A 24,237-nucleotide genomic window follows, 5' to 3' on the forward strand; every position below is an offset into this window, starting at 1 on the left:
ATACCCACCTGGTGCATGGCTTTGGGAATGAGTCATCGAGGCTGAATGTAAACGAAGGAAAAGTAGTAGGCCCGACCCTGAGCCTGTATGTAAATGCCGGGGACACGGTGAAGGTGAAGGCCTATGCCAAATACCTGGGTACACCGGGCAGCAACAGCAGCAGCTTTGTAATAGCCGATGAAGTAACCAGCGGGTTTGGGCTGGTATCAGGCGGAGAGACAGCTGAGGCGTATTCAGTACCCGTTCGGGCATCTTTAATTAAGCCGGAAGGCTTAATCGATTCCTTAGAAGTTGGTTCTCCAAGTTTCTGATTAACTCTCTCTAAACTGGACCCGATAATTGAATTAATATCTAGAATCATTCCTTCTCCTTCTTCCCAAATAACCTGCTAATACCCTGCTGCTGGATGCCGTACTCCAGAAACCACCGCTTGCCCTGCTCATTGGGGGTAAAGGAATGACTGAAAACCACCTGGGCTTTTAACCCTTTGTAAAGGGTCAGGGTTTTCCCCACACCGATAAAGTAATCCAGGTCCTTGGTGCTTTTTAGAGGCACATCTAACGCTTTTTCAGCTTTGCCACGCACAAAAAATCCTTTTGTGATGTCCACATCCAGAAAAGAACCAATCCGCTGTTTCTTCTCTTCGTTGCGCTCCAGGAAAGTAAGCTCCGGTCGCATAAAGTACATAGCGCTGTAGTCCACCATCAGCCGGATACGCTTAGACAGCATGATCCCTGCATTGGGTTTTACATCCAGTGTGGGCTTTTTGGAAAGGGTCAGGTTGATCTGCCCGCCAAAGATCAGCCGGTCGGTAAAAGTGTTGTAAGGTTTGGGCTTTTCCACTCCTTGTTCCGGATAGCGCAGGTCATCCACCTTCAGGTATTTTTTCTTCAGCTTGTTGAGGTGCTTAGCCGCTTCCCGGGAGAGCGCCTCTTTGCTTTTAAAGCTCTCCGGGTTCAGGTGCATACCCGGCAGCTCATTTTTCATGGAGTTTTTCAGATCGCTGACCGGGTCGTCAGAGGTTGGCGTAGGAGGTAAGTAGCCTTTGGACTGGAAGTAGCTTTTCATCTGTTCGGCCACATACTGCTCTTCCAGGCTGTCCCATTTGATCATTTGTTTGAGCCGGTCAATGGAATCAAGTTCCCTTCCCAGCTTTTCCTGGATATAGTCTGTTTCTTTAAGTGCCTCATAGAGTGAATCCAGTTGGACTTTAGAGGTGTCCACTTCCACGAGAGATGAGTCGACCCCAAAAAGTGTGGAATCCACCTGTAGATCTGTAGAATCCAGGTTTTCCAGACGCTCAATTTGCTGCTCTATCTGCTCCATGCGTGCTTCCAGCCTGGCGAGGCTGTCTTTCCTGATCTGCTTAAACTGGTCTTTGATCTCCCGTTTTTTTTGATTCAGGTTTACATTTGGGGTAAATGGAGAATTTACATTGAACCGGACCTGGGCAGTGAGGGAACTGCAGGATAAGGTGACCAGTAGGCCCGCTATGAGGATGCGGCAATGCAACATTGTTTGTGAACAAAGGATTTCTGCTCCCAATATACGAAACTATAGGCCTTTATAAAACCACATTTACTATCAAAAGTCATATGCAAGTGCCTGAAATTTCCTTAATTTAGATGCTCACCTAAGCACAAAACCCCTGAATATGAAAAACCCAATCCTAACCTTTTTAATCTTAACTCTTTTTTTCAGCTGTAAGCAAACCACTGAGACCGTTGAAACCTCCATCATTCCAAAACCTGTTTCCGTAACGCCCACAGGCGGTACGATCACTTTACCATCCCATCCGGTGATAGCCACTACCACAGATAGTCTGGCATCTGTTGCGAATTACCTGAAAGGAGAGCTGGGCACCGGTCAGGTTGTAACGGGGTCTGACGGGCATATACAGCTTATGCTCACCACAGCTTTTGATGAAACCTTCGGTGCTGAAGGCTACCAGCTGGAAGTGAACGATCGGGTAGTTATCACCGCCAATGCCTCTGCGGGTCTTTTTTACGGTGTTCAAACACTCTTGCAACTCATGCCTCCGGAAGTTTATAATGGTGAGCCTCTGAAAGAAAGCCTCAGACTTCCCAGGGTTAAGATTACGGATAAGCCGACATACTCGTATCGGGGTATGCACCTGGATCCGTGCAGGCACTTCTTTTCGGTGGAAACCACCAAGCGCTACCTGGACTACATGGCTTATCATAAGCTAAATAAGTTTCATTGGCACCTCACAGAAGATCAGGGCTGGAGGATCGAGATCAGGAAATACCCAAAACTTACCACCATTGGTTCGAGGAGAGATGGTACGATCGTTCTCAACCATGAGACCAGCTGGGAAGACCAAAAATATGATACCATACCGGTGGCGGGTTTTTATACCCAGGAGGAGATCAGGGAGGTAGTTGCGTATGCGAAAGAGCGGTTTATTGAGGTCATTCCGGAGATTGAGATGCCCGGACATGCACAGGCTGCTCTTGCAGGATATCCTCACCTGAGCTGTACCGGCGGACCTTTTGACGTTTTGAAGAAATGGGGAGTATCTAAAGAGGTGTTCTGTGCCGGCAATGATTCCACCTTTGTCTTTTTGAAAGATGTGATTGATGAAGTTGCAGAGCTCTTCCCTTCTCAATATATCCACATCGGAGGGGATGAGTGCCCAAAAGACCGGTGGAAGGAATGTGCTAAGTGTCAGGAGAGGATCGCAGAAGAAGGCCTTGCAGATGAGCATGAACTGCAAAGCTGGTTTATCAGTGAGATGGAAAAACACATCAATTCCAAAGACAAAATCCTGATCGGGTGGAGTGAGATCATGGAAGGAGGAATAGCTCCCAATGCGATGCTTCAGTCGTGGCTTGGTCTGGAAGCCGGTATAGAGGCTGCCAAACAAAAACATAAGGTCATCATGTCACCCAACCAGTTTCTCTATTTTGACGGGATCCATGTGAAACCTGATCGTGCCAAAATGGAGCCTTACGGTCAAAGATATTGCTGGACAAATTCCGAAAAAGTCTATGGATTTAATCCAACCCCCGATACCGTGCCGGCTGAGTTTCACCCATACTTCATCGGGGCTGAGGCAACCATGTGGTCAGAATACATTGCTACGCCGGAGCATCTGGAATACATGATGATGCCACGCATCTCAGCTCTTGCTGAGATCACCTGGACACCAAAGGATCAAAAAGACTATACAGATTTCCAGTCAAGAATGGATCAACAATACTTGCGGTATGACCAGCTGGGGGTCAACTACCGCATTCCTCATCCTCCTGTTGCGGATACAGTCAGACTGAAAGCAGGAGAGGCCTTGCTGCTGGAAAACCCTGCGAAGGTGACCGAATTGCGGTACACGTTGGATGGAAGCGAGCCTGATATGAATTCCGACAAGTACGAAGGAGGGATAGACCTGCAGGAATCCGCAACGTTGAAAGTAAGGGCGTTTAACCAGGAAGGAAGAGGAAGTCGTGTTTCTAATGCCGTGATTTTAGTTGAATAATTTTTGCCATGATCCGGGTTGTTTTTCAGAAATGGATGGCCTAATTTTATCCGATGGATCTGATAACTAAGCTTCTGATAGGTTTTGTAGCGCTACTTCACCTATATTTTTTATGGCTGGAGATGTTTGTGTGGACCACCCATGCCAGGAAAGTGTTCAAACAATTTCCGGATGACCTTTTTGAGAGAACGAAAACCCTGGCAGCTAATCAGGGATTGTACAATGGATTTCTTTCTGCCGGTCTCATTTGGGGGCTGTTAATCAAAGATCCGTCCTGGCAGGTTAATGTAAGTCTTTTCTTTTTATCCTGTGTGGCTGTTGCCGGCATTTACGGAGCGGCTACCGCTTCAAAGAAGATCTTTTTTGTCCAGGCATTGCCTGCGCTCATAGCGATCGCATTACTGGTCTATCGGCACTTGATGTAAACCTCCCCTGGAAAATTTAATTCCCTGTTTTTCAGGAAAATAGTCAACATATTCATGGAATGGCATGATTCCGGTCATTGTTTTGATGATGGTCTTTGACCAGCTTTACCTTCTAACTTTTAAAAGGCCATGAAGGCTCACAAGATCCAGCAAATCAAAGCCAACCTGGAGGCACTCATCGACGGCATTCAGACCAGGGAAAAGGAAAATATGTCTGTTTTAGATCATGTAAGTGATGCATACCGAAAGAGTGCCCGTAATCTCATTCATTACAAGTCATTAAGGTCTTACGATATTCGTAAGCTTCAGCGCAAACTTGGGTATTTGGGAATGACCCGTCTTGCCCGGGCAGAAGCACATGTGGAAGTAAGACTGAGAACAACTCTTTTTTACCTGAAAAAGCTTCTAAACGAGCCTGCGGAATTTCCGGTGAAAAACGCAATTTCCATAAAGGGAAGTGAAAAGTTATTACTAAAGCACACTGCCGGTCTTTTAGGACAAAAACCAAAAAGCAGGAGGCTAAGCATTATGGTCACCATGCCTTCTAAAAGTGCACATGATTACGGCATGGTTGAGGACATGTTGTCTCGGGGGATGAACTGTGCACGCATTAATTGTGCGCATGACAACCAAAAAGTATGGTCTGAGGTGATCGCTAATATCAGGCTGGCATCAGATAAGCTGCAGAAAAAAGTAACCATCACCATGGATATGGGAGGACCTAAGATCAGGACCGGAGAGCTTGCTTATGGCCCTAAAATAAAGGTCTTTCAACCGGTGAGAAATGAATATGGCCAGGTGGTCCACCCGGCAGTCATCAGGCTGGTGAGTCCGGATAAAACCCACCTGGGAGATAATGATTTGCCGGTAGCCACGGATTGGTCAAAGCGCCTGACTGAAGGACAGGAAATAAAATTTGCGGATACACGCGGTAAGAAACGACGAGCGGTTGTTACGGAAATCCTGGCTCATAGCATCATTACAGAATGCCAGGATTCAGCTTATATTGAGACCGGCACACAGCTAGAGGCCTCGCATGGTGCAACTGAAGTAGGGGAGTTACCACCCATTGATCAATCAATATTTCTTCGGAAGGGTGATATTTTGCACTTGTACAGAATGCCTCTCAAAGGTAGTCCGGCCACATATAATAAAAATGGGGAAATTCTGATCCCTGGTTTTATAAGCACTACCCTGCCTGAAGTGCTGGATTATGTACATGTGGGAGAATCGGTGTTTTTTGATGATGGGAAGATTCAGGGCGAGATTAACGAAAAGCATAAAGACTATATAGCGATCCGGATAACCCGGGTGAAGTCCGGAGGAGCTAAGCTTAGAGCTGATAAGGGGTTGAATTTTCCGCGTTCCAGTCTGAAAATCCGGGGACTAACAGAGAAGGACAAGGAAGATCTGAAGTTTATAGCCATGCACGCCGATGCGGTAAACTTTTCTTTTGTAAATACACCCCGTGACGTGTCGGATATTTTAAATGAGCTCGAAAAACTTGGGGTAAAAGATAAACTGGGAGTGATCCTGAAAATAGAGACCCAGCAAGGCTATAACAATCTAACGGATATTTTGCTGGAAGGCATGAAAAGCAGTAAGCTGGGGGTCATGATTGCGCGGGGAGACCTGGCTATAGAAGTGGGTTGGGATCGGATAGGAGATGTGCAGCGGGAAATACTTGCGATCTGTAATGCCTGTCATGTTCCGGTTGTGTGGGCTACGCAGGTTTTGGAAAACCTCGCCAAAAAAGGATTACCTGCTCGGTCTGAGATAACCGACGCAGTGAATGCAACCAAAGCCGAATGTGTGATGCTGAATAAGGGGCCTCATATCGTACAAGCTATAGAACTGCTCAATCAAATTATTGTGCGCTCCGAGGAATATCAGGATAAGAATGCTCCAATGCTTCCTAAGCTGCGGAAGCTGTCTGGTTGAGTTCAATGGTATCCATTTAGATTGAACCCCTCTAAACGAATGATTTTAATAATGAGTAGTTTTATAAATGTGACTTGGTAGCACTTGTTAGTACTTTCTGCATGGAAAATAAGTTCCTTTGTTTACTTAAAAGTGATATTGAATAAAAGCTTAAGGTACATTCCTAAAGATGATTTAGCTCATACTTTATTGCTTTTATTAGCTTCCATTTTGCGCCTGGAAACTAACGATTATTGTGTATTATGGATTGGCAGCATGTCCTCCTTATTGTTATTTTTTCAGGCAGCATCATGGCCATTGCACTCGAGCATCAGCTAGAAATCAATAAAAGCTGGGTAGCGTTATTTGCCGGGTCCTTTATGTGGATTGTGGTAGCTGTAGGGCAGGATGCCCACTCTTTGAATGAAGCCATTCTGGAGGGCTCTTCTGAGATATTTGAATTGATCGTCTTTTTGATGGGGGCAATGACCATCGTAGAGATGATGGGACACTTTCGGTTTTTTACCTGGATAGAGAACAAGCTCCTTAAACTACAGATATCTAATAAAACCCTGTTTTGGATTTTGGGGTTCATTACCTTTTGTGCCTCAGCGCTACTGGATAACCTGACCAGCACATTGGTCATGATACAGGTGGGCAGGCATCTGTATATCCGCAGGGCCAACTTCAACTACTTTGTGATCAACACTGTCATTGCTGCCAATGCAGGTGGTGCCATGTCACCCGTGGGAGATGTTACAACCATTATGATGTGGCTGGCGGATAAGTTTACGGCCTGGCAAATCCTGTTTTATGGGTTTTTACCTTCATTGGTAGCCTGGGTTATTCCTCAGGCTATGTTAACCAGCAGAATACGTTATGAAGACAGAGAGTCACGGAAAAATGAGGAGGTCTTGCCATTGCAGTGGAGTATAATCATCATTGGGCTGATTACGTTTGGGTTTGCTGTGTTAGTCAACCTGTTTCATCTGCCCCCTTTCATGGGAATAATGTTTGGCCTTGCAGTAGCAGCTATCGTAATCGATTATAAACTGAAGCGAGGAAAGCTACATAAAAAAGCCAATCGGATTGTGAATGTCATTAAGACCATAGATATGTCCACCATCACTTTTTTTATTGGGATTTTGCTTGCTGTAAATGCTTTGGGCTACGCTGGAATACTACAACAGATCGCCAATTTCCTGTTTGGAGACCTGCCTGGAGCGCATCCCGAATCCATTATTACAGGGCACCTGTTGTTGGGGGTTATTTCATCTTTTCTTGATAATGTTCCATTGACAGCAGCGGTTATTGATATGCTTCCGGAAGCCATCCATTTTAAGTACTGGATACTACTGGCAATCACGGCCGGTACCGGAGGAAGTATCCTGGTGATCGGCTCAGCTGCGGGTGTGGCTGCCATGGGTCAGGTTTCCGGGTTTGGCTTTATCGAATACCTGAAAAAAGGGACACTGCCGGCTTTATTTGGTTATTTAGGAGCCGGTTTTACCTGGTGGCTGATCTTTCAGTGAATTCATTGAAGATCTGATGTTTTCCGCTACGATATCTATCAGTTCTTTTCTTGACTCGGTGGAAGTCCAGGCCATGTGTGGAGTGATGATGCAGTTTTCAAGGCCAAGGAGTGGGTTGCCCGGTTGAGGGGGCTCATTAACAAGTACATCCAGCCCAGCTCCAGCTATTTTCTTGTTTTTCAGTGCTGCTGCCAGGTCGTCTTCGTTGATCAGGGCGCCACGAGCCGTACTGAGCAGGATGGCATTGGATTTCATTTGACTAATCAGCTTTTTGTCCACAATACCTTTGTTGGAGTCAGTAAGTGGACTATGCAAGCTAACCACGTCACAATCTGAAAAAAGTGTAGGGAGATCTACTATCCGGTAAAATGGATAATCTTCTTCCTTAGCATGCCTACTCACCACATAAATCTTCATCCCGAAAGCTTCACCTATTTTGGCGACTTTCTGACCTATTTTACCAAAACCATAGATTCCCAATTTCTTTCCTTTTAGCTCCGGGACGGGCGAAAGAAAGTAGCTAAACCCTTTTTCTGAGTTCCATTCACCACGCTTCACACTGTCATTATGATCTTTGATACGGTTGGTAAGCTCCAGCAGTAGGGCGAGGGTATGCTGTGCTACCGAGTCTGTGCTGTAACCTTCAGCATTTTTGACCACAATATTCCGTTCTTCTGCGGCTTTCAGGTCTACATTGTCCGTGCCCGTGGCAGAGATGGCCACCATTTTGAGATTAGGAAGCTGATCAAATTCTTTAGCTCCCAGCTTCACTTTATTAATTACCAGAACTTCTGCGGACTTTGATCGATCCAGCACCTCATTAGGAGGTGTGCGTTGATGAAGTGTGACCTCTCCCAGAGATTTCAACGGATCCCAACTCAGGTCGCCCGGGTTAGCATAGACTGCATCTAAAACAACAATTTTAAGTGACATTCGCAGCTTCTTCTTTTCGCAGATCCTTTCGCAGGATCTTTCCAATATTTGATTTGGGGAGCTCTTCTCTGAACTCGATGAACTTAGGTATTTTATAGGCAACCAGGTGATCCCTGCAGTGTTTCATGACCGCTTCATCGGTTAGCTTGGGGTCTTTTTTGACGATGAAAGCTTTGACTACTTCACCGGAGTTTTTGTGAGGGACGCCAATCACACCTACTTCCATGATTTCAGGCATTTGAGCGATTACGTCTTCCACCTCATTCGGAAACACTTTCATTCCGGAGACGTTGATCATCTCTTTTTTGCGGTCCACGATCTTGATGTATCCGTCAGCATCAAAGTAGGCGATATCACCCGTTTTGAACCATTCACCTTCCATGACGATTTTGGTTTCCTCAGGGTTCTGCCAGTAGCCGGTCATCACCTGGGGGCCTTTGGCCCAGATCTCTCCAAAATCCCCCGTAGTTTTGGTCTCACCATCATCACCTACGATTTTGATCTCAGTGGATGGTACAGGTATGCCGATAGTACCTGGTTTGAAGTTTCCATCGATGGGGTTGCAGGTGAGGAGAGGGGAGGTTTCTGAAAGTCCATAGCCTTCCACAATATCGTTTCCGGTTATTTTCTTCCATTTGTCAGCGACTGCCTGCTGCAGGGCCATGCCCCCGGCTACTGCTACCTTCAGGTGTTTGAAGTTGACAGCTTTGAATTCTTCTCGCTGAACCAACCCGTTGAAAAGTGTATTTACACCCGTAATAACTGAAAAGGGATGCTTTTTCAGGGTACCGATAAAGTCCTTCATGTTTCTGGGGTCCGTGATCAGGATGTTCTTTGCCCCAATTTTCAGAAATCCAAAACAATTGACGGTCAGGGCAAAAACATGGTAGAGCGGAAGGGCCGTGATGACTACCTCTTTCCCATCCTCCATGCCTGGTTTCATCCAGGCAGCTACCTGCTCGATATTTGCCACGAGATTTCGATGGCTGAGGGCTGCTCCCTTTGCTACGCCGGTAGTACCACCTGTATACTGAAGCAGGGCCAGATCTGTGTTTTTTAGATCAGGTTTTAGGTAATCGTACTGCTTGCCTTTCTTTATGATGTCGTTAAACTTCAATGCCACAGGTAGATTGTACTCCGGCACCATCTTCCTGACTCGCTTGATCATGAAGTCCACGATGGCGCCTTTCAGCGTTCCCAGCATATCACCCACCTCAGCGATGATGATGGTTTGTACCTGGGTTTTCCCGATTATTTCCTGGAGTTTATAGGCGAACGTGTTTAACAAAATGATCCCCTTTGCTCCGGCATCATTAAATTGATGCTCCATCTCCGAGGGTTTGTACTGTGGGTTGGTGTTTACGACCACCATACCAGCTTTCAGCACCCCAAATAGTGCCACAGGATACTGAAGCACATTTGGCATCTGGAGCGCTATCCGGTCACCTGGCTGGAGATCTGTGTCATGTATGAGGTAGTTAGCCAAAGCAGTGCTAAACTCATCCAGGTCATTGAAGGTGATCTCTACACCCAGGTTTTCAAAAGCCGACTGATCACCAAATCTTGACACACAATCATCCAGAAAATCCAGCAATGTATGGTATCGGTCGGGGTCTATTTCGCGAGGTACGCTTTCGGGATATTGAGAAAACCACGGGAAGTCTTTCATAGGTAGGTGGAGTAATGTGTTAGTTCAAAATCTAAATCTACTCAAGACAGCTTACTAAATACAAATGAATGGGTGGGATTAATCTTCAAATCACCAAAACGATATGGGGAAATTTATACTTAACCGTCAAAGAATAGTATTTTTCCAATGTAAATACATTTAAAACGGCCCAATAATTGACTACCATTGGGCATTTTTCTATACTTGGAATCATTAAGAGCTAAAATTGCTGATGGAATGACCGCCTTTTCCTTTGATTTACTTTTTGCGGCCTTTGGAGACTTGCACACAATCCTCACTGTGGTTGATGTAACGGACTTAGCACAAACCGAAACAAAAAAGTTTGAAGTGGCTATGCTGTATGCTACGGAGCCTCTTGCGGGATTTTTTAGTTGTTTGGGTGTAGTCCTGGCCCCTGTATTTCTTGATAAACCATCTCCTTATTCTCTTAATACGGTTGGAAAGAAGCTGCTGTTCATCCTTTTAGGATATGTCGTAGGGTTGTTGGGTATTTGGTTGCTTCCGGATACTGCAGACTGGTATTCGGTCATAATTGTGGCAGTAGGATGGCCTAAGATGATTTATGGCCTTATTCATGCTTCAGTGGTGCTTGGTAAAGCCATTGAGTTGGCAAAGGTTCAAAATCAAAGTCCTTCGCATGGTTAATATCATAGTTACCCTTATTATCATTTATTTCGTGGCTGGCTGGCTCGACCGGTACTTTTTAAAGCCAGAGTTGGGACAATGGCGCAGTAGCTTGAGCAAGCTTACAAATATGCTCGAAGAAAACTGTAGCCGAAAAGAACTGACTACCAGGTTTAATGAGTTGGTTTGTGAGCTTTTTGACTTTGTATATGATAAAGATCATTACTCTGAAAAGCGATTGAAGAGGTCCATTATTTCTTCGCTTGTGGGTATGGTTATATTTACTGTATTAATTGGAATCAACCCCATAGGCGAGGAGCTTAATTCACTCTTTTTCACTGGTGTCCAGTTTACCGGCCATACGGCGGTCATTACCATTATTGCGGTGATTTCTCCTTTGTTCTTTAATATCCTGCCGGATTATTTTTCATTGCTGGAAACCCGATTGATTCTGGGTTTTGCAAAAGGTAAGCCTTCTTGGGTGCTTTTCTTACTGGTGCTTGTGGATATTGTTTTGACCTCCCTGATATTCATGGTTGGCTTTTATGTTTTTATGGTCTTCGGACATGTAGCGACAAACAGTGAGCCAGCTTTTCAAAAGGTCGTGAATCCGGATAACATCAGCCTGTTAAGCCTTGAAAGCCTGACAGGTTTTATAAGCCTTAAGATTGGTAAGGTCTTTTTATTGACGACCTTTTTGACTTCCTTTTTCTGGATATTGTTTATTTCGGCTTATGCGGGAATATACCTGCTTTACAGGTCTACAAGGATTACGAAGTATTTCTTTAAGCAACTTGAGCAATCAAAAAGTCCTGTTACCGTTCTGGCCACCGGCTTGAATATCGTTATATTGGCCTTTTACGCGGTAGTTACTTTAATAAACTAAGCTTCAACTATGTTTAGTTAATCCTGAAAGGATCTGGCATCTTTCAAAGATTGCGCCCAATTTCGTGTCTCTACGAAATTCTATGCTGATAAAACAGACCGTGAAGACACCTCTCAAGGCGATGGTTTTAAATATGACAAGGACTAAATGACAACTAAAACAAACGCGATCACTTTTTGTGAATTCTTACCTGTTTGGCAGCTAATGCAGAGCCTATGATACCGGCATGATTTCTGGATTCAGCCGGAACCAGAGGTGTATCCAGTTTCAGGTACTCTTTATATTCGTCATACTTCTTGCTTACTCCGCCACCCAGGATAAACAGGTCGGGCCAAAAAAGACTTTCCAGGCGTTGCAGGTATTCGTTAAGGCGTGTGCCCCATTCTTTCCAGGATAGTTCCTCACCCTCACGCACAGAGTTGGCTGCATAATGCTCACCAGCGATGTTTGCTACCTTAATAAAACCCAGCTCCGTATTTGGCACCAGTTTTTTCCCAATAAAGAGCCCTGTACCAATGCCGGTCCCTGCCGCCACCATCATGGTGACGCCTTTCTGATCCTTACCGGCGCCAAATTTCATTTCAGCCAGTCCGGCTGCATCCACATCGTTTACCAGGTGAGTAGGACAGCCTGTAGCATTTCGAATAAGCTCAGCTGCATTCACACCGATCCATGATTTATCAATGTTGGAGGCAGTTTTGATGATCTCCTTCCGGATAGCCGCCGGAAAACCAACTCCGATGGGGCCATCCCACTCAAAAAAATCGACAATATCGGTGATTGTTTTAATGACAGCTTCGGGTGTGGCTGGTTGCGGCGTGTCAATGCGGTGACGTTCGGTTTTAAGTATTCCCTTCCTGGTGTTAACAATGGCTCCTTTAATTCCGGAGCCCCCCACGTCTATTCCTAAGATCTTCATATTAAGGTCAAACTTACCCATTTCTTACTATAAAGCGAATACTGGTAATTTAAGTTGCAGAATCAAACTACATTGAAATATGTCGCAAATAGTTGATTGCCAGTTCGTTGTTTCTATTGATTATTTGTGCCATTAGGCACTGGCAAAAAAGTAATGACTTGTGTAGCTTTAATAAAAAAAACCGAATGTTAAAAAAAATACTGATAGCCGCAGGTATATTGGTTGTGCTACTGATAGTAGCCTTCTTCTACCTGAATTACCGTAACCGTACCTTAAGTCCTCCGGGTGAAACCTCTCTGACAAATGAGGGCCTCACTGTGGAGGTGACTTACAGCCGCCCTTCTGTCCGGGATCGGGTGATCTTTGACCCTGATGAAGATAAGGCTTTAGTCCCTTACGGGAAGTACTGGCGGTTAGGAGCCAATGAAGCCACAGAAATTACTTTTAGTGAAGATGTTCTCTTCGCAGGGAAAGAAGTGAAAAAGGGCACCTACCGGATGTATGCCATTCCCGGAAAAGAAACTTTTGAAATCCGCCTTAATAGTGAATTAGGGCAGTGGGGAGCACTTGAGCCGGACTACACGCTGGATGTGGAAAAAATAAAAGTCCCCGTGGAAGAGAGAAGTCTTGTAGAGCAGTTTACCATTTCCACGGAAGCTGCGGATGGGGGAGTGGACGTGATCATTTCCTGGGAAAAAATACAGTTCAAAATCCCGGTTCGCAAAAAATAGTAAAAGCCGCCCAAACGGGCGGCCTTTCATTCTGATTGGTACTTAAAATGAGTCTCTCTGACTCCTGTCTTAATAGAGGTATTCCAAAGCTGTCACGTCATAAGACCCAAACTCCCCATCCTCACTTGCGCTGAAGCAGGAAAGCATAATGGAGTTTGCATCAAAACCGGTTGGTGTGTTAGGTATGTGTACAGCACCTACGCTTCCACTGCCTTCATTTCCACCAGTCCCGCAAGACAGGGACCGGTTGAAGTAGTCTGTGTGACGAAGGCCAAGTGTGTGACCAATCTCATGAGTGATCACGTGCTCGGTGGTATTCGTTCCATAGCTACTCGTTCCGGATTGGATCTGCACCCACTTATAGGGGGCTCCACCACTTGGGAAGCCGGCAGACCCTCCGCCACCTCCGCTTACCCGATACACTACAATATCATATGCATTGTAGTTGGTGCCGTATGATAAGGTAAAGTTCAGGTTGGTGTTGATGGCGTTGTAATTGTCAATGGCCCATGATAACGCATTCCTCATTGTGTTGTCAAGAGCATTACTACCGCCCGTGTAGCCCAGAACATTGATTGTTTGTGGAGTACTGACCAGGTTATAGGTTCTGTACTGCTCACCGCATGGTCCCTCATGATGTAAACCACTGGAAAGCATTTCTTCCAGCTGAGGGCCACTGATTAATATGTCGCCCTCCAATAGATAACTCTTAGGACCAACCTCTCCGGTCAGTGGGTTCTTGCCGGATACCAATTCGATATCACTTACATCAAAACCAAGCTCCTCAAACTTGGTCAGTACCTCATCAGAAATCTCATCTGTTTTGGGCTCCGCTACATCTTGTGTACAGGAGGTGATTAAAGCAAATGAGAGTGTCATTATTAACGCAAATGACAAAGCGGATTTTGAATTGTACATAATGAATTAGGTTTAGTTATTCCCCTAAATATAAACACAATGAAATATCGTTGAAAAGATAAAATATTATTTTTTTTATGTACTATCATTTGATATAACAAATAATATTATGATTATTATATAAATTCAGAATATAATATTGAAAATTTCACAATTTCGAATTCAGTGAAATCAGATTTCTCTATTTCTAATCTTTTCTTTCCCGGAGGAAGGAAATCTCAAAAATTTCCATAATTTGAGCCCGATGAAGCGGTTGATTACTGGCATATTTATCCTTTTGACTTTATCTCCGGCAGCTCTTTCACAAAAGCAGTATGACTGGGAAAAGTACATTTCTGATGATCCGTCTGGTCAGAGAGTTTCTGAGGCTGACTATCTCATTATTGAAGTGGAAAAATCAGTAAAAACCAGTGCTATAAGAAGTTCAGGGATAGAATGGATAAGGCGGTTTGCTGAAGGAGTCTATTTGATTTCTGCCAAAAGCAATCTTTCTCAAGTTCAATTTTTGAAAAATCATTGGCCGGCCAATAATCTATGGAAGCTCGTAGGAGAAAAAAGTGTTGAAGAAACCGGAAAAGAAAATTCTGTATTTATTCAAACTATATCAAATGATATAACATTACTAACGGATAAATACCCGATTGAAACAATTGATATAAAAAGGCACCTTTATAAAGTAAGTTCTCCAACACAGGCCATGTTGATGGAGTTGATCGAGTCACCGCTCATTTTAGCTATCTCTGCGGAGGGTACTTCTCCGGCGGTTGAGAGTAGAGTGATCGATATGAATCTTAATCCCAATTACGTTAATAAGGTACGTGCTTATTACCCTGAGCTTACCGGGTCCACACAAGTGGTAAGTATCCAGGAGCAGCGTTTTGACGAGACCGATCTGGATCTCGTAGGTCGCTCAGTGCCCAGTGATCTGGCTGCTGAGGGTCAAAGCAATCATGCTACGGAGATGGCAACTATTATTGCTGGTGCAGGTAATTCATTTATTACAGGACGAGGGGTGGCCCCCAGAGCAAAAATCACTTCGTCAGACTTCTCCGATGCACTTCCCGATGCTCCCGGGGATTACCAGGAGCTTGGTATTTATACGCAAAATCATTCTTATGGAACTCAGGAGGAAAGCTTCTACGGGATCCAGGCCCGGGCGTTTGATCAAAGCTGCTATGAAAACCCATACTTACTTCATGTCTTTTCGAGTGGGAATGCAGGAAACACCGTTAGTTCATCGGGCACTTATGCTGGAATAGCCGGATATGCTAACCTTACTGGTAACTTTAAAATGGCAAAAAACCTTCTAGTGATAGGAGCGGTGGACACTACATATCGGCAGGTTATCCTTTCATCTCGCGGACCTGCATATGATGGACGCGTCAAGCCAGAGCTGGTGGGGTATAGCATGGCAGGAAGCTCCAACTCCGCAGCGTTGGCAAGTGGTGTCAGCGCTTTACTGCAGGAAAAGTATTTTGAGCAGGAGGAAACCCGGATACCTTCGGCTTTGCTTAAAGCTTTTCTTATAAATACAGCCAGAGATGCAGGTTCCGAGGGACCGGATCACATTACCGGATTTGGTTCTGTGGATGCATATCGGGCTTTGACAAATATGGAAAATGGGTATTATTTTTCAGATACCGTCTCGCAAGGTGAAGCAAGCGCCTTTCAAATCAACATCCCGCCAGCTTCCCGGGACCTGAAGGTTACATTATGCTGGACCGATCCCCCCGGAGAAATAGATAATTTTAAGGCATTGGTAAATGACCTGGATCTGAAGCTGGTAACACCGGAAACGGATACCCTAAACCCGTGGGTGCTGTCTGTAGATCCGGATAGTACAGCTTTGGCACAACCCGCTACACGAGGCGAAGATCATCTGAATAATGTAGAGCAAATCAGCTACACATTGGCAGAGCCCGGAGTTTATACGCTGATCGTTAATGGGTATGACATTCCCCTGGCAAAACAGCCATTTTATATAACCTATTCCTGGAGGTTTGATGACCAGTTTGAGTGGGATTACCCTACAGGAGCAGATAATATGCCATATAATGGAGAAACTGATACCTATTTCAGATGGACCAGTACTTACAGCAGTCAGGAAGGCCTTTTGAGGTATAAGACTGCAGGGGCAGACGACTGGGTTGTATTGGAAAACTCAGTGCCTGTTTCCAGGGGTTTTTGGAGGTGGGAAAATATACCGAACCTCCAGTCACCTGCTGTAGCACAAATGCTGTTTGGAGGGCAGACCTTTGCGACAGATACCTTTACTATTTCCAGACCTCCTGAGACATCCATAGGTTTTAACTGCGGAGATTCCCTGCTTTTGCAATGGGAACCGGTAGCCGGAGCTGGCAGGTATGAAGTATCTCATCTGGACAATGGGTTAATGACTCCTTTATATGCTACAGAGGACACTTTTTTAATTTTAGCAAAGAGTGCGCTGGTAGATCCATACCTGGCTGTTCAGGCCTTTTCAGCAAACGATAAGCCACTGATCGAGGGGTATACTTTTGACTATAATTTCCAGGGATCAGGCTGTTTCCTGATCTCTTTCTTCCAGGAGGTGGTTCCTGATGAAGGTATTTACCTGAACCTGAATCTTACCACCAGCTATGGAATTGAAAGCGTGGCCTTTGAGCGTCTGGCTGGTGATAGTCCCGGGTTGGTGGCTCATGTAGATTTACCAAATACCAACCGGATCAGGGTCCTTGATGATGCGCCCAACCAGGGTTATAATGAACACCGGGTACTCATAAACCTGAAAAACGGACAACAAATAACTGCTACCGCTTCCAATACTTACTACCTTACTGAAAAAGCATTGCTGGTTTTTCCAAACCCTTTATTCAGGTCAGATTTCCTGAATATTTACACCAAAGAGCTGGAAAGTAGTCACCCTGTTTTTCGGTTGTTTGACCAAAAGGGAGGAGAAGTACTGCGCTATACCTTATTTACCAGACAGGAGTCAGTAGAACTGGATAAACTAAGAGGAGGATTGTACTTTTACAGACTGGAAGATACAAATAAGACTTACACAGGAAAGCTGATCATCAGGTGATTTTTAACTTTTTAAAAAAGGACTCCTCTTCTAATCCGGAACTCAGAGCTTTGCTTCGGGAAAATCTGATCGGAACTCCCGGTAAAAGTCTGGTCTATCAGCACCAGCAGGTGGATGAAAAACTTGACCACCTTACAGGATCACATTTTGTCTCGGTGGGTCTTCGGAATGTCTTAATCGGTACATGCTGTTTTTGTCAAAGAAAGGTTTATCTGAAAGGTCGCCCGGTTCAAGCTTATTATATCCGTTATTTTACGTTTAGAGATCGGTTCCGGTCTTCACCAGCCAGTAACAAAGACAGGCAAACCCGAATTAAAAGTGAGGTGAAGGATCTGCTGGAGGGGAGGCTGTTTGGTGACTCTGGTCCACATATATACTATGCATACATAGACCCAAACAATGAACGCTCTATCGGTCTGGTTACGCGTTTTGGTTTTGAAAAGGTTGGCATATTTAATACGGTTTTTTTTAGTCGGTTTTTTCCGAAGAGGAGTGATCGGGTATCAAAAGCTACTGAAAGTGAGCAGAAAACGGTCATTGACCTTTTGAAGAAAACGTATGTTGATCATAATTTTTTGAGTTTTGAGAACCTGTTTTATCGGGGTAACTATTTTGTCTGTAAGAAGGAAGGAGAGATAGTTGCCGGGATCCAGGCTGCTCCGGAGTACTGGAAAGTGCTGGAGATGCCGGGAGCTAATGGCAAGCTTTTGCTGAATATTATATCCAAGATCCCGTTTCTGAACAGGTTGTTTCAAAAAAACTTCCATTTCCTTTCCATAGAAGGGATCTATTGTAAAAAGGGCAAAGAGCATTATCTCCAGGTTTTAATGGAGGATGTTTTGGCACGTATGGGCATTTACACGGCTGTCTTATGCCTTGATCCGGATTCTGCAGTTTATCGATCCGTTCAGAAAATAAACCGGGGATTTATGCCAAAAATATCAAAGGAAAGGTCCTTCGTTGTGGTGGCAAAGTCGGTAGAAACTCCCCTGCCGGACTCAGGCAATAGTTACGTGTCTGCCTTTGATGTTATGTAGAGCTCTCTACGAGTAAATAGAGTAAAGCGGCCAGCGCAGCACCTGTCAACGGACCAATAACCGGTACCCAGGCATATTGCCAGTTACTATCTCTTTTATTTTTGATAGGCGCCAGGGCATGGAATATTCTGGGGCCCAGGTCCCTGGCCGGGTTGATGGCATAACCTGTAGTTCCGCCAAGCGATAAACCGATGCCTACTACCAGCAGGCCAACTGGTAAAGCACTCAGAGAGCCAAGTCCATCTCCGCTAACCAGGAAAAACACACAGAAAACCAGTACAAATGTGCCAATAACCTCCGATAGGAAGTTGTCGAATGTGCTTTTGATAGCAGGGCCTGTAGAAAACAGCCCCAGCTTGGCATCCGGATCTTCTGTCGCACTGAAGTGTGGGCGGTATTGCACGTAGGTCACAAAGGCGCCGGTAAATGCCCCAATCATTTGAAAAAAAATATATCCGGCTACCTGTTCCCATGGAAATTTGCCGACGATAGCTAAGCCCAATGTGACGGCCGGGTTAATGTGTGCCCCGCTCACTGAGCCGGCAACAAACACAGCAATAAATACTGCCAGTCCCCAACCCATGGAAATAACGATCCAGCCGGAATTATTACCATAAGTTTTATTAAGAGATACATTGGCTGTCACACCATTACCCAGAACCAGTAGAAGAAACGTGCCTATAAACTCAGCAAAATATGGGGTCATATGCATGGATTTAATTTCCCGTCAAATTAAGGAAATTTCCGGATTCTACACCTCACGTGTACCGGCATGATGCTGTCAGCCTGAATTTTTCCCTGGGAAGGGATATGTGGTTGACGATTAATTCTCAATCAGTTCGGAATTTTGATCAGGTACAAACTCCTTGTAGTAGTTGTACCGCTCAAAGATCTCTCTGACATTTGCAAGCCTTCTGGCCATTTCATTGTCATAACTCATAGTTTCTCCACGGTATAGAAAATAGCTATGAGAAGAATAGGTAGTGATCACCCTTAATGTATCTCGCTTCTTAATGTCCTTTAGGTCAAATGTGAATGGCTCTGCAGGATCAATAACTGAGGTCTTTTGTGGAACCTTTTCGCAGGAGAAAAGACCAATTGCAGTAATAAGAGATATAGTTTTTAGTAAATGACTGATAATCAACCTCATACCTTATGAGCCTGTTTTGATGGCTTATGTTGGACCAGAGGTTACACCGGCTTGTTGAAAGGTAAATCCCTGTATGTCAGTTTCTTATCAGAATGATTCTATTATTCGATATCCGGACAGGTTTTCTGATAAGGAATGTCATCTCCTGCATATTCCTGCCATTCTTCGTGAGTGAGGTTTCTGCTGACCAGGTTGCAGATTCGCTCTGCCAGCTTTTCAGGAGTGGTTGGGAACACCCGGATGTTTTTATCTGCTGACCCGGAGATAATCATATCACCTGTGGTATTGAACGTGGCTGAAAGAACCCAGCCATTGTGATCATCCAAAACCAGTGGAAGGCGTTTGGTATTTTGCAAGTCCCAGACCCTGATCGTTCCGTCCCTGCTGGCAGTAAGTAACGATCGGTCATCCGGGCTGAATTCCACCTTTGTGATAGCAGAAGAATGTCCTGATATCTTTCTTATTATCTCGCGATCATTTACATCCCAGATTATAGCTTCTCCAAATTCATCACCTAAAGCCAGGTATTGCTGGTCATGACTTATCGCCAACGAGTGAATGGCCCTGATCTTTTGAGAATACAGTACAGAATGCATGGTATCTTTCCAGATATGGACGAGACCTTCCTCTGTGCCTGCAAAAATCTTATTGTCACTTTCCTTCACCGCAAAGCTGAGCACCTTAGAAGCCGAGCTTCCTACTTCCCTGTTGTGATTTGAAAAATCCTTGATCCGTATTTTACCAAACTGATCTGCCACCAGGTATTTGAGTTCATCAGGCATAAAAACGGCAGCCTGGGCAGGAGAGGGGTCTATCGCCATTTGTGGAGATTCACTACCCACAGTATTCAGGTTTAGCAGGATTATGCCCTCTTTTTTGGTAACGATAAGCATCCAGTTGCCATCATAGCTTATGTCCACAGATGTGATAAGGTGATCCCCGTCATAGATAACCTCTGGTATGTTCTTAATATTGGAGAGGTCCCACTTAATTACCCTTCCATCTGATCCGGCTGAATAGAAATAATTGGGATCACTGCCAAACTGGATGGAAGTAACATGCTCTTCGTGGCCAGTAGCCTGATTGTAAGCAATGGGGGTTCTCATCATCCCGTAAAAGTCAAGATCCTTGGACTCGCTGGTCAGCACTTTGTTTGCATAATACAATGCAGAATAAATAGTAAGGTGTGAAACGTATTTATCCTCCGGGCTTTCCTTCCAGAAATTATAAGCTTGTCTTGCAATAAGGGCCTTTAATTCTGTCATGTAATTAGGTGTAAGTTGTGATCGCTGAGACATGGACTGAATCAGCTCGGTGTACCTTAAAGCTTCCAGTTGATGCTGTGTTTGTGCCAGCTTTTCCTTGTAAAATTCCAGCGAATCAAGCTGACCAACCACTATTAATGACCAAAAGGAGAATAGTACGGAAATGAAACCTCTGATGCAGTTCATAATTTATCGGGTTTCCTTTCAAGTTAAGTGTAAAAATGAATAGATGCAATGTCATTTATTCAAATTTTATGGGAGTCATCAAATTGATAAACTGAAAAATTATCCGTGGATTTATTAACTTATAGATAAGGTTATGCGTATTTACCGTGACTACTTCATGATTTCGCAAGTCGCTCTAAAAATGACTGCTCAAACAAAAACTGTCCCCAGGGTCATCCTGATAGATGACGATGAGTCTACCAATTACCTGAATAAGGTGATTATCAGGCAGACAGGGATTGTAGAGGAGGTGGTGCTTTTTACTACCGGAGAACAGGCTCTCCAATACCTTCAAAAGGAATCTGATGGTAAACGAAGCCTTGCTTTTGTGGACATCAACATGCCTTTAATGAATGGTTGGGAATTTATTGAAGCCTTTTGTGGGCTCCCCAAAGAAATCAGGAAAAACATAGTGCTGATCATACTTACTTCCAGCATCAACCCTGATGATCGGAAAAAGGCTGAGGCAATGGATGGGGTAGCGGGGTTTATTACCAAACCATTAACTTACGAAATGTTGGATGATATTCTTGCCCGGTTCTTTTGAAAGGTGAGATTCATTGTTTGGTAGTTTAATGATAAAAGTAGTACCCTCGCCGGGCTTGCTTTTTACTTCAATACTTCCACCCATATTTTCTATCTGGTTTTTCACCAGGTATAGTCCCAGGCCATTTCCTTCTATATCCAGGTGAAAGCGTTCATACATTTTAAACATTTTTTCCCCGAACCGTTCCAAATCGATTCCTTTGCCATTATCCCGAAACGTAATAATGTCTGATTCTTCAGCAGACTCTGCGGTAAGTGTAATTTCAAGCTCACCCTCGTCCTTTCTGTATTTCAGCGAATTGGACAGTAAGTTGTATAAAATGTTAAACAACACGGAAGGTTGGATGGTAAGGGTAAAATCATTATCAAACTGAAGATTAATTTTAGGGTTAATAGCTTTTACTTCCGCCTCTATGTTGCTCTTGGCCAGCTCAAAGCCTTCTATCAGCAATGTATCCTGAGGAGCTTCTTTAGAATCCTCTTGTTGTCTGAGGACCATTGTAAGGTCTTTAATCACCTTGTCCAGGTTGCCGGCTGATGTCCTGATCCTTGGAATTATTTCATCAGAGAGGTCTTCACCCGCCGGTTTGTCATAGATAGAGGACAAGCCTAATATCTGGGTGACCGGGTCACGAAGGTTGTGAGAAACCACGTATGCAAATTCTTTAAGGTTTTGATTGCGCTTTAACAGCCTTTTAATAAGCTCTCCCTTTTCCTTTTCCAACTGTAAATTCTGACTGATTGAAAATGCATTTGAAATGAGCTCTGAGATGGTACCGGCAAATCTCTGGTCTGAATAGCTCCAGGTGACAGGCGTAACAGTTTTTTCAAAGCAAACTACCCCTAAAAGCTCTCCGTGTAACAAAATACGTGCGTCCATAATGGACCGGATGTGATTTTTGAGCAGGTAGGAACTGGTGAACTCGGTGGTTCTTTCATCTTTGAATGCATCGTGAGCGGCAATTACACGATTTTGTTTCATTGCACTAAAATAGATAGGGTAATCCTGCTCTTTCATTATGTCATCCGAATGAAAAGAACCGTCTGTGTGATTGTATCTACTGTAGCAGAAGATTGCCTTTTCTTCTTTGTTGTATAGCCAAAAACTCACACGCTCTACTTCAAGTGTGACTGCAGATTCTCTAAGAAGGTCCTCGATAAATGTTTTAAAACTGACTTCTTTGAGGTTGGCCATTTTTGATAGCCTGAATAGTGTTTGAAGTATGGTTACTTCTTTTTTCTCAGTATTTACAGCTTCGGTGATATCGTGATTTGACCCGTAGATCCTGTATAGTTTTCCATCCCTAAATTCAGGTATCAGTTTTATGCTGAGGGTTTTAGAAGACCTTACGGTTTTGAGAAAAACATCCGTATTTTGCGGCTTTTTTTCTTTGATCAGGTTGCGTAGAGCCAATTGTATCTTGTGATACTCCTGTTTCCCCAGTCTTTTCCTGAGGACTTTCAGCGAGGGCATAACTTCACTTGGATCCAGTTGTAACTGACGATACATTTCGTCAGTCCAGTACATTTCACCCGTTTCTATGTCATAGTTCCATCCTCCTAACTTAGAAAGCCGCTCACTTTCACTGAGTAGTCTGTTGGTGGTAAGAAGTTGCTGATCGAGGCGCTCATTGATGTCTTTTATTTCTTTGTTTTTATTGAGGATCACCTTATTGAGCTTATCCAGGTTAATGCTGGTCTGCTTAGAGTACTGCAGGCTTTTGAAGTATTTATTTAACAGTACGATCAGGACAATTACGATGAAAATAATGACCGTCAGCATGACTCCCTGTATTTTCAGGGAATTTACATGTTTCTTTTGTTGCTCCGTTAGCAGCTTGTTTTCTGTTTCTCTTACTTCAGAATTGAGGGCAGCCTTGATATTTTCAATGTTATTCGAAAACTCCACAACCTCGACACTATCCTTTAGTGATTGGTGCCTGGTCAGGTATTTGATAGCTTTTTCAAAGTCCGCAGTTTTCCGGTGGTATTCGGCCTTCAACTTAAAGGTTTGGCTAAGCAGGTCTTTGGCATCCACTTCATTTGACAGTTCTTCGGCTTCATTGAAGTAGGTAAGCGCTTTGGAAGGTGCAGGAGATTCAAGCTCATACTTACCCAAGGTCTGAAGCGACTGGATAATGCCTCGCTTATCGTTGATACTTCTTCTGATTTCCAATGCTCGGAGGTGGTTTTCAATCGCTTTTTCAAACCTGCCTTCCTGGTAAGCTATATCTCCCAGTCCGGATAGGGCATAAGCAACAGAGCGGTCATTTTGCTGTTTACTGGCACTGTCATACGACTGTTGGTAATAGTGCCTGGCTGAGTCATATTTGCCAATGATAAAATATGTCTCCCCAATGTTAGCCGGAAGCATTGCTGGAAATATCCAGGGAATTTTTTCCGCAACCTGCATCCCTTTGAAATAATAGTGGAATGAAGAGTCATATTGACGTTTCTTTTTAAAGACTTCACCAATATTGTTACAGAGGATGATGTAAGTGACGGAATCTGCACCCAGGGAGATAGCTTCCAGGTACTTTGCCAGGGCCATATCAAACAAACCGACCGTCCAGTAACTACTTCCCTTGTTTACAACAGCCCTAACTGTTCCCCTCTTATAGTTTAGTGAATCGGATAATATTGCGCCTCTAGTAATCCATTCATTAGCAGAAGATGGGTCTGCCAGCAGGTACTGAAAGGAAATTTCATTAACCAGGTCTACATACGACTCATCAATGATTGTTTTCTGATCGAGTTCATTTTTCAGGCTATCGATGATCTTTGTCTGTCCAGGGGCTGAGGAGAGGGTCAAAACAAGCATTATGGTGGCTAGGTACCGCATGGCTCTTTTATGGCATTCGTAAATAACCTAAAAA

At 44.2% G+C, this 24,237-nt stretch carries 20 protein-coding genes; 11 read left to right on the top strand and 9 right to left on the bottom strand.

Going from position 1 to position 24,237, the window contains the following annotated elements; genetic code table 11:
* The first annotated feature begins 11 nt into the window (after window positions 1–11).
* Window positions 12–311, top strand: a complete 300-nt coding sequence (locus AC3E9V_RS11485) for a hypothetical protein (protein ID WP_488753340.1) — start codon at window positions 12–14, stop codon at window positions 309–311.
* Between the two features lie 46 nt (window positions 312–357).
* On the opposite strand, the gene AC3E9V_RS11490 is transcribed toward AC3E9V_RS11485, so the two are convergent.
* Window positions 358–1,515 (bottom strand): hypothetical protein, encoded by a 1,158-nt coding sequence (locus AC3E9V_RS11490; RefSeq protein WP_488753341.1) that lies wholly within the window; start codon window positions 1,513–1,515, stop codon window positions 358–360.
* A gap of 139 nt (window positions 1,516–1,654) precedes the next feature.
* Between AC3E9V_RS11490 and AC3E9V_RS11495 the strand changes: the two genes are divergently transcribed.
* From AC3E9V_RS11495 to nhaD, 4 genes are all read left to right on the top strand, one after another.
* Window positions 1,655–3,496 (top strand): beta-N-acetylhexosaminidase, encoded by a 1,842-nt coding sequence (locus AC3E9V_RS11495; RefSeq protein ID WP_488753342.1) that lies wholly within the window; start codon window positions 1,655–1,657, stop codon window positions 3,494–3,496.
* Window positions 3,497–3,549: 53 nt separating this feature from the next.
* On the top strand, window positions 3,550–3,921 hold the full coding sequence (locus tag AC3E9V_RS11500) for a DUF1304 domain-containing protein (protein ID WP_488753343.1): 372 nt from the start codon (window positions 3,550–3,552) through the stop codon (window positions 3,919–3,921).
* 129 nt (window positions 3,922–4,050) lie between these two features.
* A complete protein-coding gene (locus tag AC3E9V_RS11505; protein WP_488753344.1) occupies window positions 4,051–5,862 on the top strand; it encodes a pyruvate kinase in 1,812 nt (603 codons plus the stop codon).
* A 290-nt stretch (window positions 5,863–6,152) separates the two neighbouring features.
* A complete protein-coding gene (nhaD, locus tag AC3E9V_RS11510) occupies window positions 6,153–7,373 on the top strand; it encodes a sodium:proton antiporter NhaD (protein ID WP_488753345.1) in 1,221 nt (406 codons plus the stop codon).
* On the opposite strand, the gene AC3E9V_RS11515 is transcribed toward nhaD, so the two are convergent.
* Window positions 7,335–8,306 (bottom strand): D-2-hydroxyacid dehydrogenase, encoded by a 972-nt coding sequence (locus tag AC3E9V_RS11515; RefSeq protein ID WP_488753346.1) that lies wholly within the window; start codon window positions 8,304–8,306, stop codon window positions 7,335–7,337. The two genes, nhaD and AC3E9V_RS11515, sit on opposite strands and share 39 nt — an antisense overlap.
* Window positions 8,296–9,975 carry an AMP-binding protein gene (locus AC3E9V_RS11520; protein WP_488753347.1) on the bottom strand — a complete coding sequence of 560 codons (1,680 nt, stop codon included), beginning with the start codon at window positions 9,973–9,975 and terminating at the stop codon, window positions 8,296–8,298. The genes AC3E9V_RS11515 and AC3E9V_RS11520 overlap by 11 nt, the downstream gene beginning before the upstream one ends.
* 237 nt (window positions 9,976–10,212) lie before the next feature.
* On the opposite strand from AC3E9V_RS11520, the gene AC3E9V_RS11525 reads away from it, so the two are divergent.
* Together AC3E9V_RS11525 and AC3E9V_RS11530 are read left to right on the top strand one after the other, a co-directional pair.
* A complete protein-coding gene (locus AC3E9V_RS11525; RefSeq protein ID WP_488753348.1) occupies window positions 10,213–10,641 on the top strand; it encodes a hypothetical protein in 429 nt (142 codons plus the stop codon).
* Window positions 10,634–11,506 (top strand): hypothetical protein, encoded by an 873-nt coding sequence (locus AC3E9V_RS11530; protein ID WP_488753349.1) that lies wholly within the window; start codon window positions 10,634–10,636, stop codon window positions 11,504–11,506. Before AC3E9V_RS11525 ends, AC3E9V_RS11530 begins: the two co-directional genes overlap by 8 nt.
* 169 nt (window positions 11,507–11,675) lie before the next feature.
* Here AC3E9V_RS11530 and ppgK read toward each other — a convergent pair whose 3' ends face one another.
* Window positions 11,676–12,425 (bottom strand): polyphosphate--glucose phosphotransferase, encoded by a 750-nt coding sequence (ppgK, locus tag AC3E9V_RS11535; RefSeq protein WP_488753350.1) that lies wholly within the window; start codon window positions 12,423–12,425, stop codon window positions 11,676–11,678.
* 185 nt (window positions 12,426–12,610) lie between these two features.
* On the opposite strand from ppgK, the gene AC3E9V_RS11540 reads away from it, so the two are divergent.
* Window positions 12,611–13,156 (top strand): DUF2911 domain-containing protein, encoded by a 546-nt coding sequence (locus AC3E9V_RS11540; RefSeq protein WP_488753351.1) that lies wholly within the window; start codon window positions 12,611–12,613, stop codon window positions 13,154–13,156.
* 69 nt (window positions 13,157–13,225) lie between these two features.
* Here the strand turns inward: AC3E9V_RS11540 and AC3E9V_RS11545 are convergent, their stop codons facing one another.
* Window positions 13,226–14,074 (bottom strand): M57 family metalloprotease, encoded by an 849-nt coding sequence (locus AC3E9V_RS11545; protein WP_488753352.1) that lies wholly within the window; start codon window positions 14,072–14,074, stop codon window positions 13,226–13,228.
* A 244-nt stretch (window positions 14,075–14,318) separates the two neighbouring features.
* On the opposite strand from AC3E9V_RS11545, the gene AC3E9V_RS11550 reads away from it, so the two are divergent.
* Together AC3E9V_RS11550 and AC3E9V_RS11555 are read left to right on the top strand one after the other, a co-directional pair.
* Complete coding sequence (locus AC3E9V_RS11550) at window positions 14,319–17,138, top strand: S8 family serine peptidase (protein ID WP_488753353.1); 2,820 nt, start codon at window positions 14,319–14,321, stop codon at window positions 17,136–17,138.
* Window positions 17,135–18,175 (top strand): GNAT family N-acetyltransferase, encoded by a 1,041-nt coding sequence (locus tag AC3E9V_RS11555; RefSeq protein WP_488753354.1) that lies wholly within the window; start codon window positions 17,135–17,137, stop codon window positions 18,173–18,175. The genes AC3E9V_RS11550 and AC3E9V_RS11555 overlap by 4 nt, the downstream gene beginning before the upstream one ends.
* Here the strand turns inward: AC3E9V_RS11555 and AC3E9V_RS11560 are convergent.
* From AC3E9V_RS11560 to AC3E9V_RS11570, 3 genes are all read right to left on the bottom strand, one after another.
* Window positions 18,168–18,881 (bottom strand): MIP/aquaporin family protein, encoded by a 714-nt coding sequence (locus AC3E9V_RS11560; protein WP_488753355.1) that lies wholly within the window; start codon window positions 18,879–18,881, stop codon window positions 18,168–18,170. The genes AC3E9V_RS11555 and AC3E9V_RS11560 overlap by 8 nt on opposite strands.
* Before the next feature lie 117 nt (window positions 18,882–18,998).
* A complete protein-coding gene (locus AC3E9V_RS11565) occupies window positions 18,999–19,325 on the bottom strand; it encodes a hypothetical protein (protein ID WP_488753356.1) in 327 nt (108 codons plus the stop codon).
* A gap of 101 nt (window positions 19,326–19,426) precedes the next feature.
* Window positions 19,427–20,776 (bottom strand): WD40 repeat domain-containing protein, encoded by a 1,350-nt coding sequence (locus tag AC3E9V_RS11570; RefSeq protein ID WP_488753357.1) that lies wholly within the window; start codon window positions 20,774–20,776, stop codon window positions 19,427–19,429.
* 181 nt (window positions 20,777–20,957) lie between these two features.
* Here AC3E9V_RS11570 and AC3E9V_RS11575 point away from each other — a divergent pair, with 181 nt between their 5' ends.
* Window positions 20,958–21,362 carry a response regulator gene (locus AC3E9V_RS11575; protein WP_488753358.1) on the top strand — a complete coding sequence of 135 codons (405 nt, stop codon included), beginning with the start codon at window positions 20,958–20,960 and terminating at the stop codon, window positions 21,360–21,362.
* On the opposite strand, the gene AC3E9V_RS11580 is transcribed toward AC3E9V_RS11575, so the two are convergent.
* Window positions 21,318–24,203, bottom strand: coding sequence for a tetratricopeptide repeat protein (locus AC3E9V_RS11580; RefSeq protein ID WP_488753359.1), 2,886 nt, complete (start codon window positions 24,201–24,203; stop codon window positions 21,318–21,320). The two genes, AC3E9V_RS11575 and AC3E9V_RS11580, sit on opposite strands and share 45 nt — an antisense overlap.
* Between the last annotated feature and the right edge of the window lie 34 nt (window positions 24,204–24,237).

This window comes from Marinoscillum sp. HNIBRBA16962 (assembly GCF_057801515.1).

Bases quoted from the DNA above. Each gene is read 5' to 3' on its own strand.
- AC3E9V_RS11490 (WP_488753341.1), bottom strand. From the start codon at position 1,515: ATGTTGCATTGCCGCATCCTCATAGCGGGCCTACTGGTCACCTTATCC.
- AC3E9V_RS11495 (WP_488753342.1), top strand. From the start codon at position 1,655: ATGAAAAACCCAATCCTAACCTTTTTAATCTTAACTCTTTTTTTCAGC.
- AC3E9V_RS11500 (WP_488753343.1), top strand. From the start codon at position 3,550: ATGGATCTGATAACTAAGCTTCTGATAGGTTTTGTAGCGCTACTTCAC.
- AC3E9V_RS11505 (WP_488753344.1), top strand. From the start codon at position 4,051: ATGAAGGCTCACAAGATCCAGCAAATCAAAGCCAACCTGGAGGCACTC.
- nhaD (WP_488753345.1), top strand. From the start codon at position 6,153: ATGGCCATTGCACTCGAGCATCAGCTAGAAATCAATAAAAGCTGGGTA.
- AC3E9V_RS11515 (WP_488753346.1), bottom strand. From the start codon at position 8,306: ATGTCACTTAAAATTGTTGTTTTAGATGCAGTCTATGCTAACCCGGGC.
- AC3E9V_RS11520 (WP_488753347.1), bottom strand. From the start codon at position 9,975: ATGAAAGACTTCCCGTGGTTTTCTCAATATCCCGAAAGCGTACCTCGC.
- AC3E9V_RS11525 (WP_488753348.1), top strand. From the start codon at position 10,213: ATGACCGCCTTTTCCTTTGATTTACTTTTTGCGGCCTTTGGAGACTTG.
- AC3E9V_RS11530 (WP_488753349.1), top strand. From the start codon at position 10,634: ATGGTTAATATCATAGTTACCCTTATTATCATTTATTTCGTGGCTGGC.
- ppgK (WP_488753350.1), bottom strand. From the start codon at position 12,425: ATGAAGATCTTAGGAATAGACGTGGGGGGCTCCGGAATTAAAGGAGCC.
- AC3E9V_RS11540 (WP_488753351.1), top strand. From the start codon at position 12,611: ATGTTAAAAAAAATACTGATAGCCGCAGGTATATTGGTTGTGCTACTG.
- AC3E9V_RS11545 (WP_488753352.1), bottom strand. From the start codon at position 14,074: ATGTACAATTCAAAATCCGCTTTGTCATTTGCGTTAATAATGACACTC.
- AC3E9V_RS11550 (WP_488753353.1), top strand. From the start codon at position 14,319: ATGAAGCGGTTGATTACTGGCATATTTATCCTTTTGACTTTATCTCCG.
- AC3E9V_RS11560 (WP_488753355.1), bottom strand. From the start codon at position 18,881: ATGACCCCATATTTTGCTGAGTTTATAGGCACGTTTCTTCTACTGGTT.
- AC3E9V_RS11565 (WP_488753356.1), bottom strand. From the start codon at position 19,325: ATGAGGTTGATTATCAGTCATTTACTAAAAACTATATCTCTTATTACT.
- AC3E9V_RS11570 (WP_488753357.1), bottom strand. From the start codon at position 20,776: ATGAACTGCATCAGAGGTTTCATTTCCGTACTATTCTCCTTTTGGTCA.
- AC3E9V_RS11575 (WP_488753358.1), top strand. From the start codon at position 20,958: ATGACTGCTCAAACAAAAACTGTCCCCAGGGTCATCCTGATAGATGAC.
- AC3E9V_RS11580 (WP_488753359.1), bottom strand. From the start codon at position 24,203: ATGCGGTACCTAGCCACCATAATGCTTGTTTTGACCCTCTCCTCAGCC.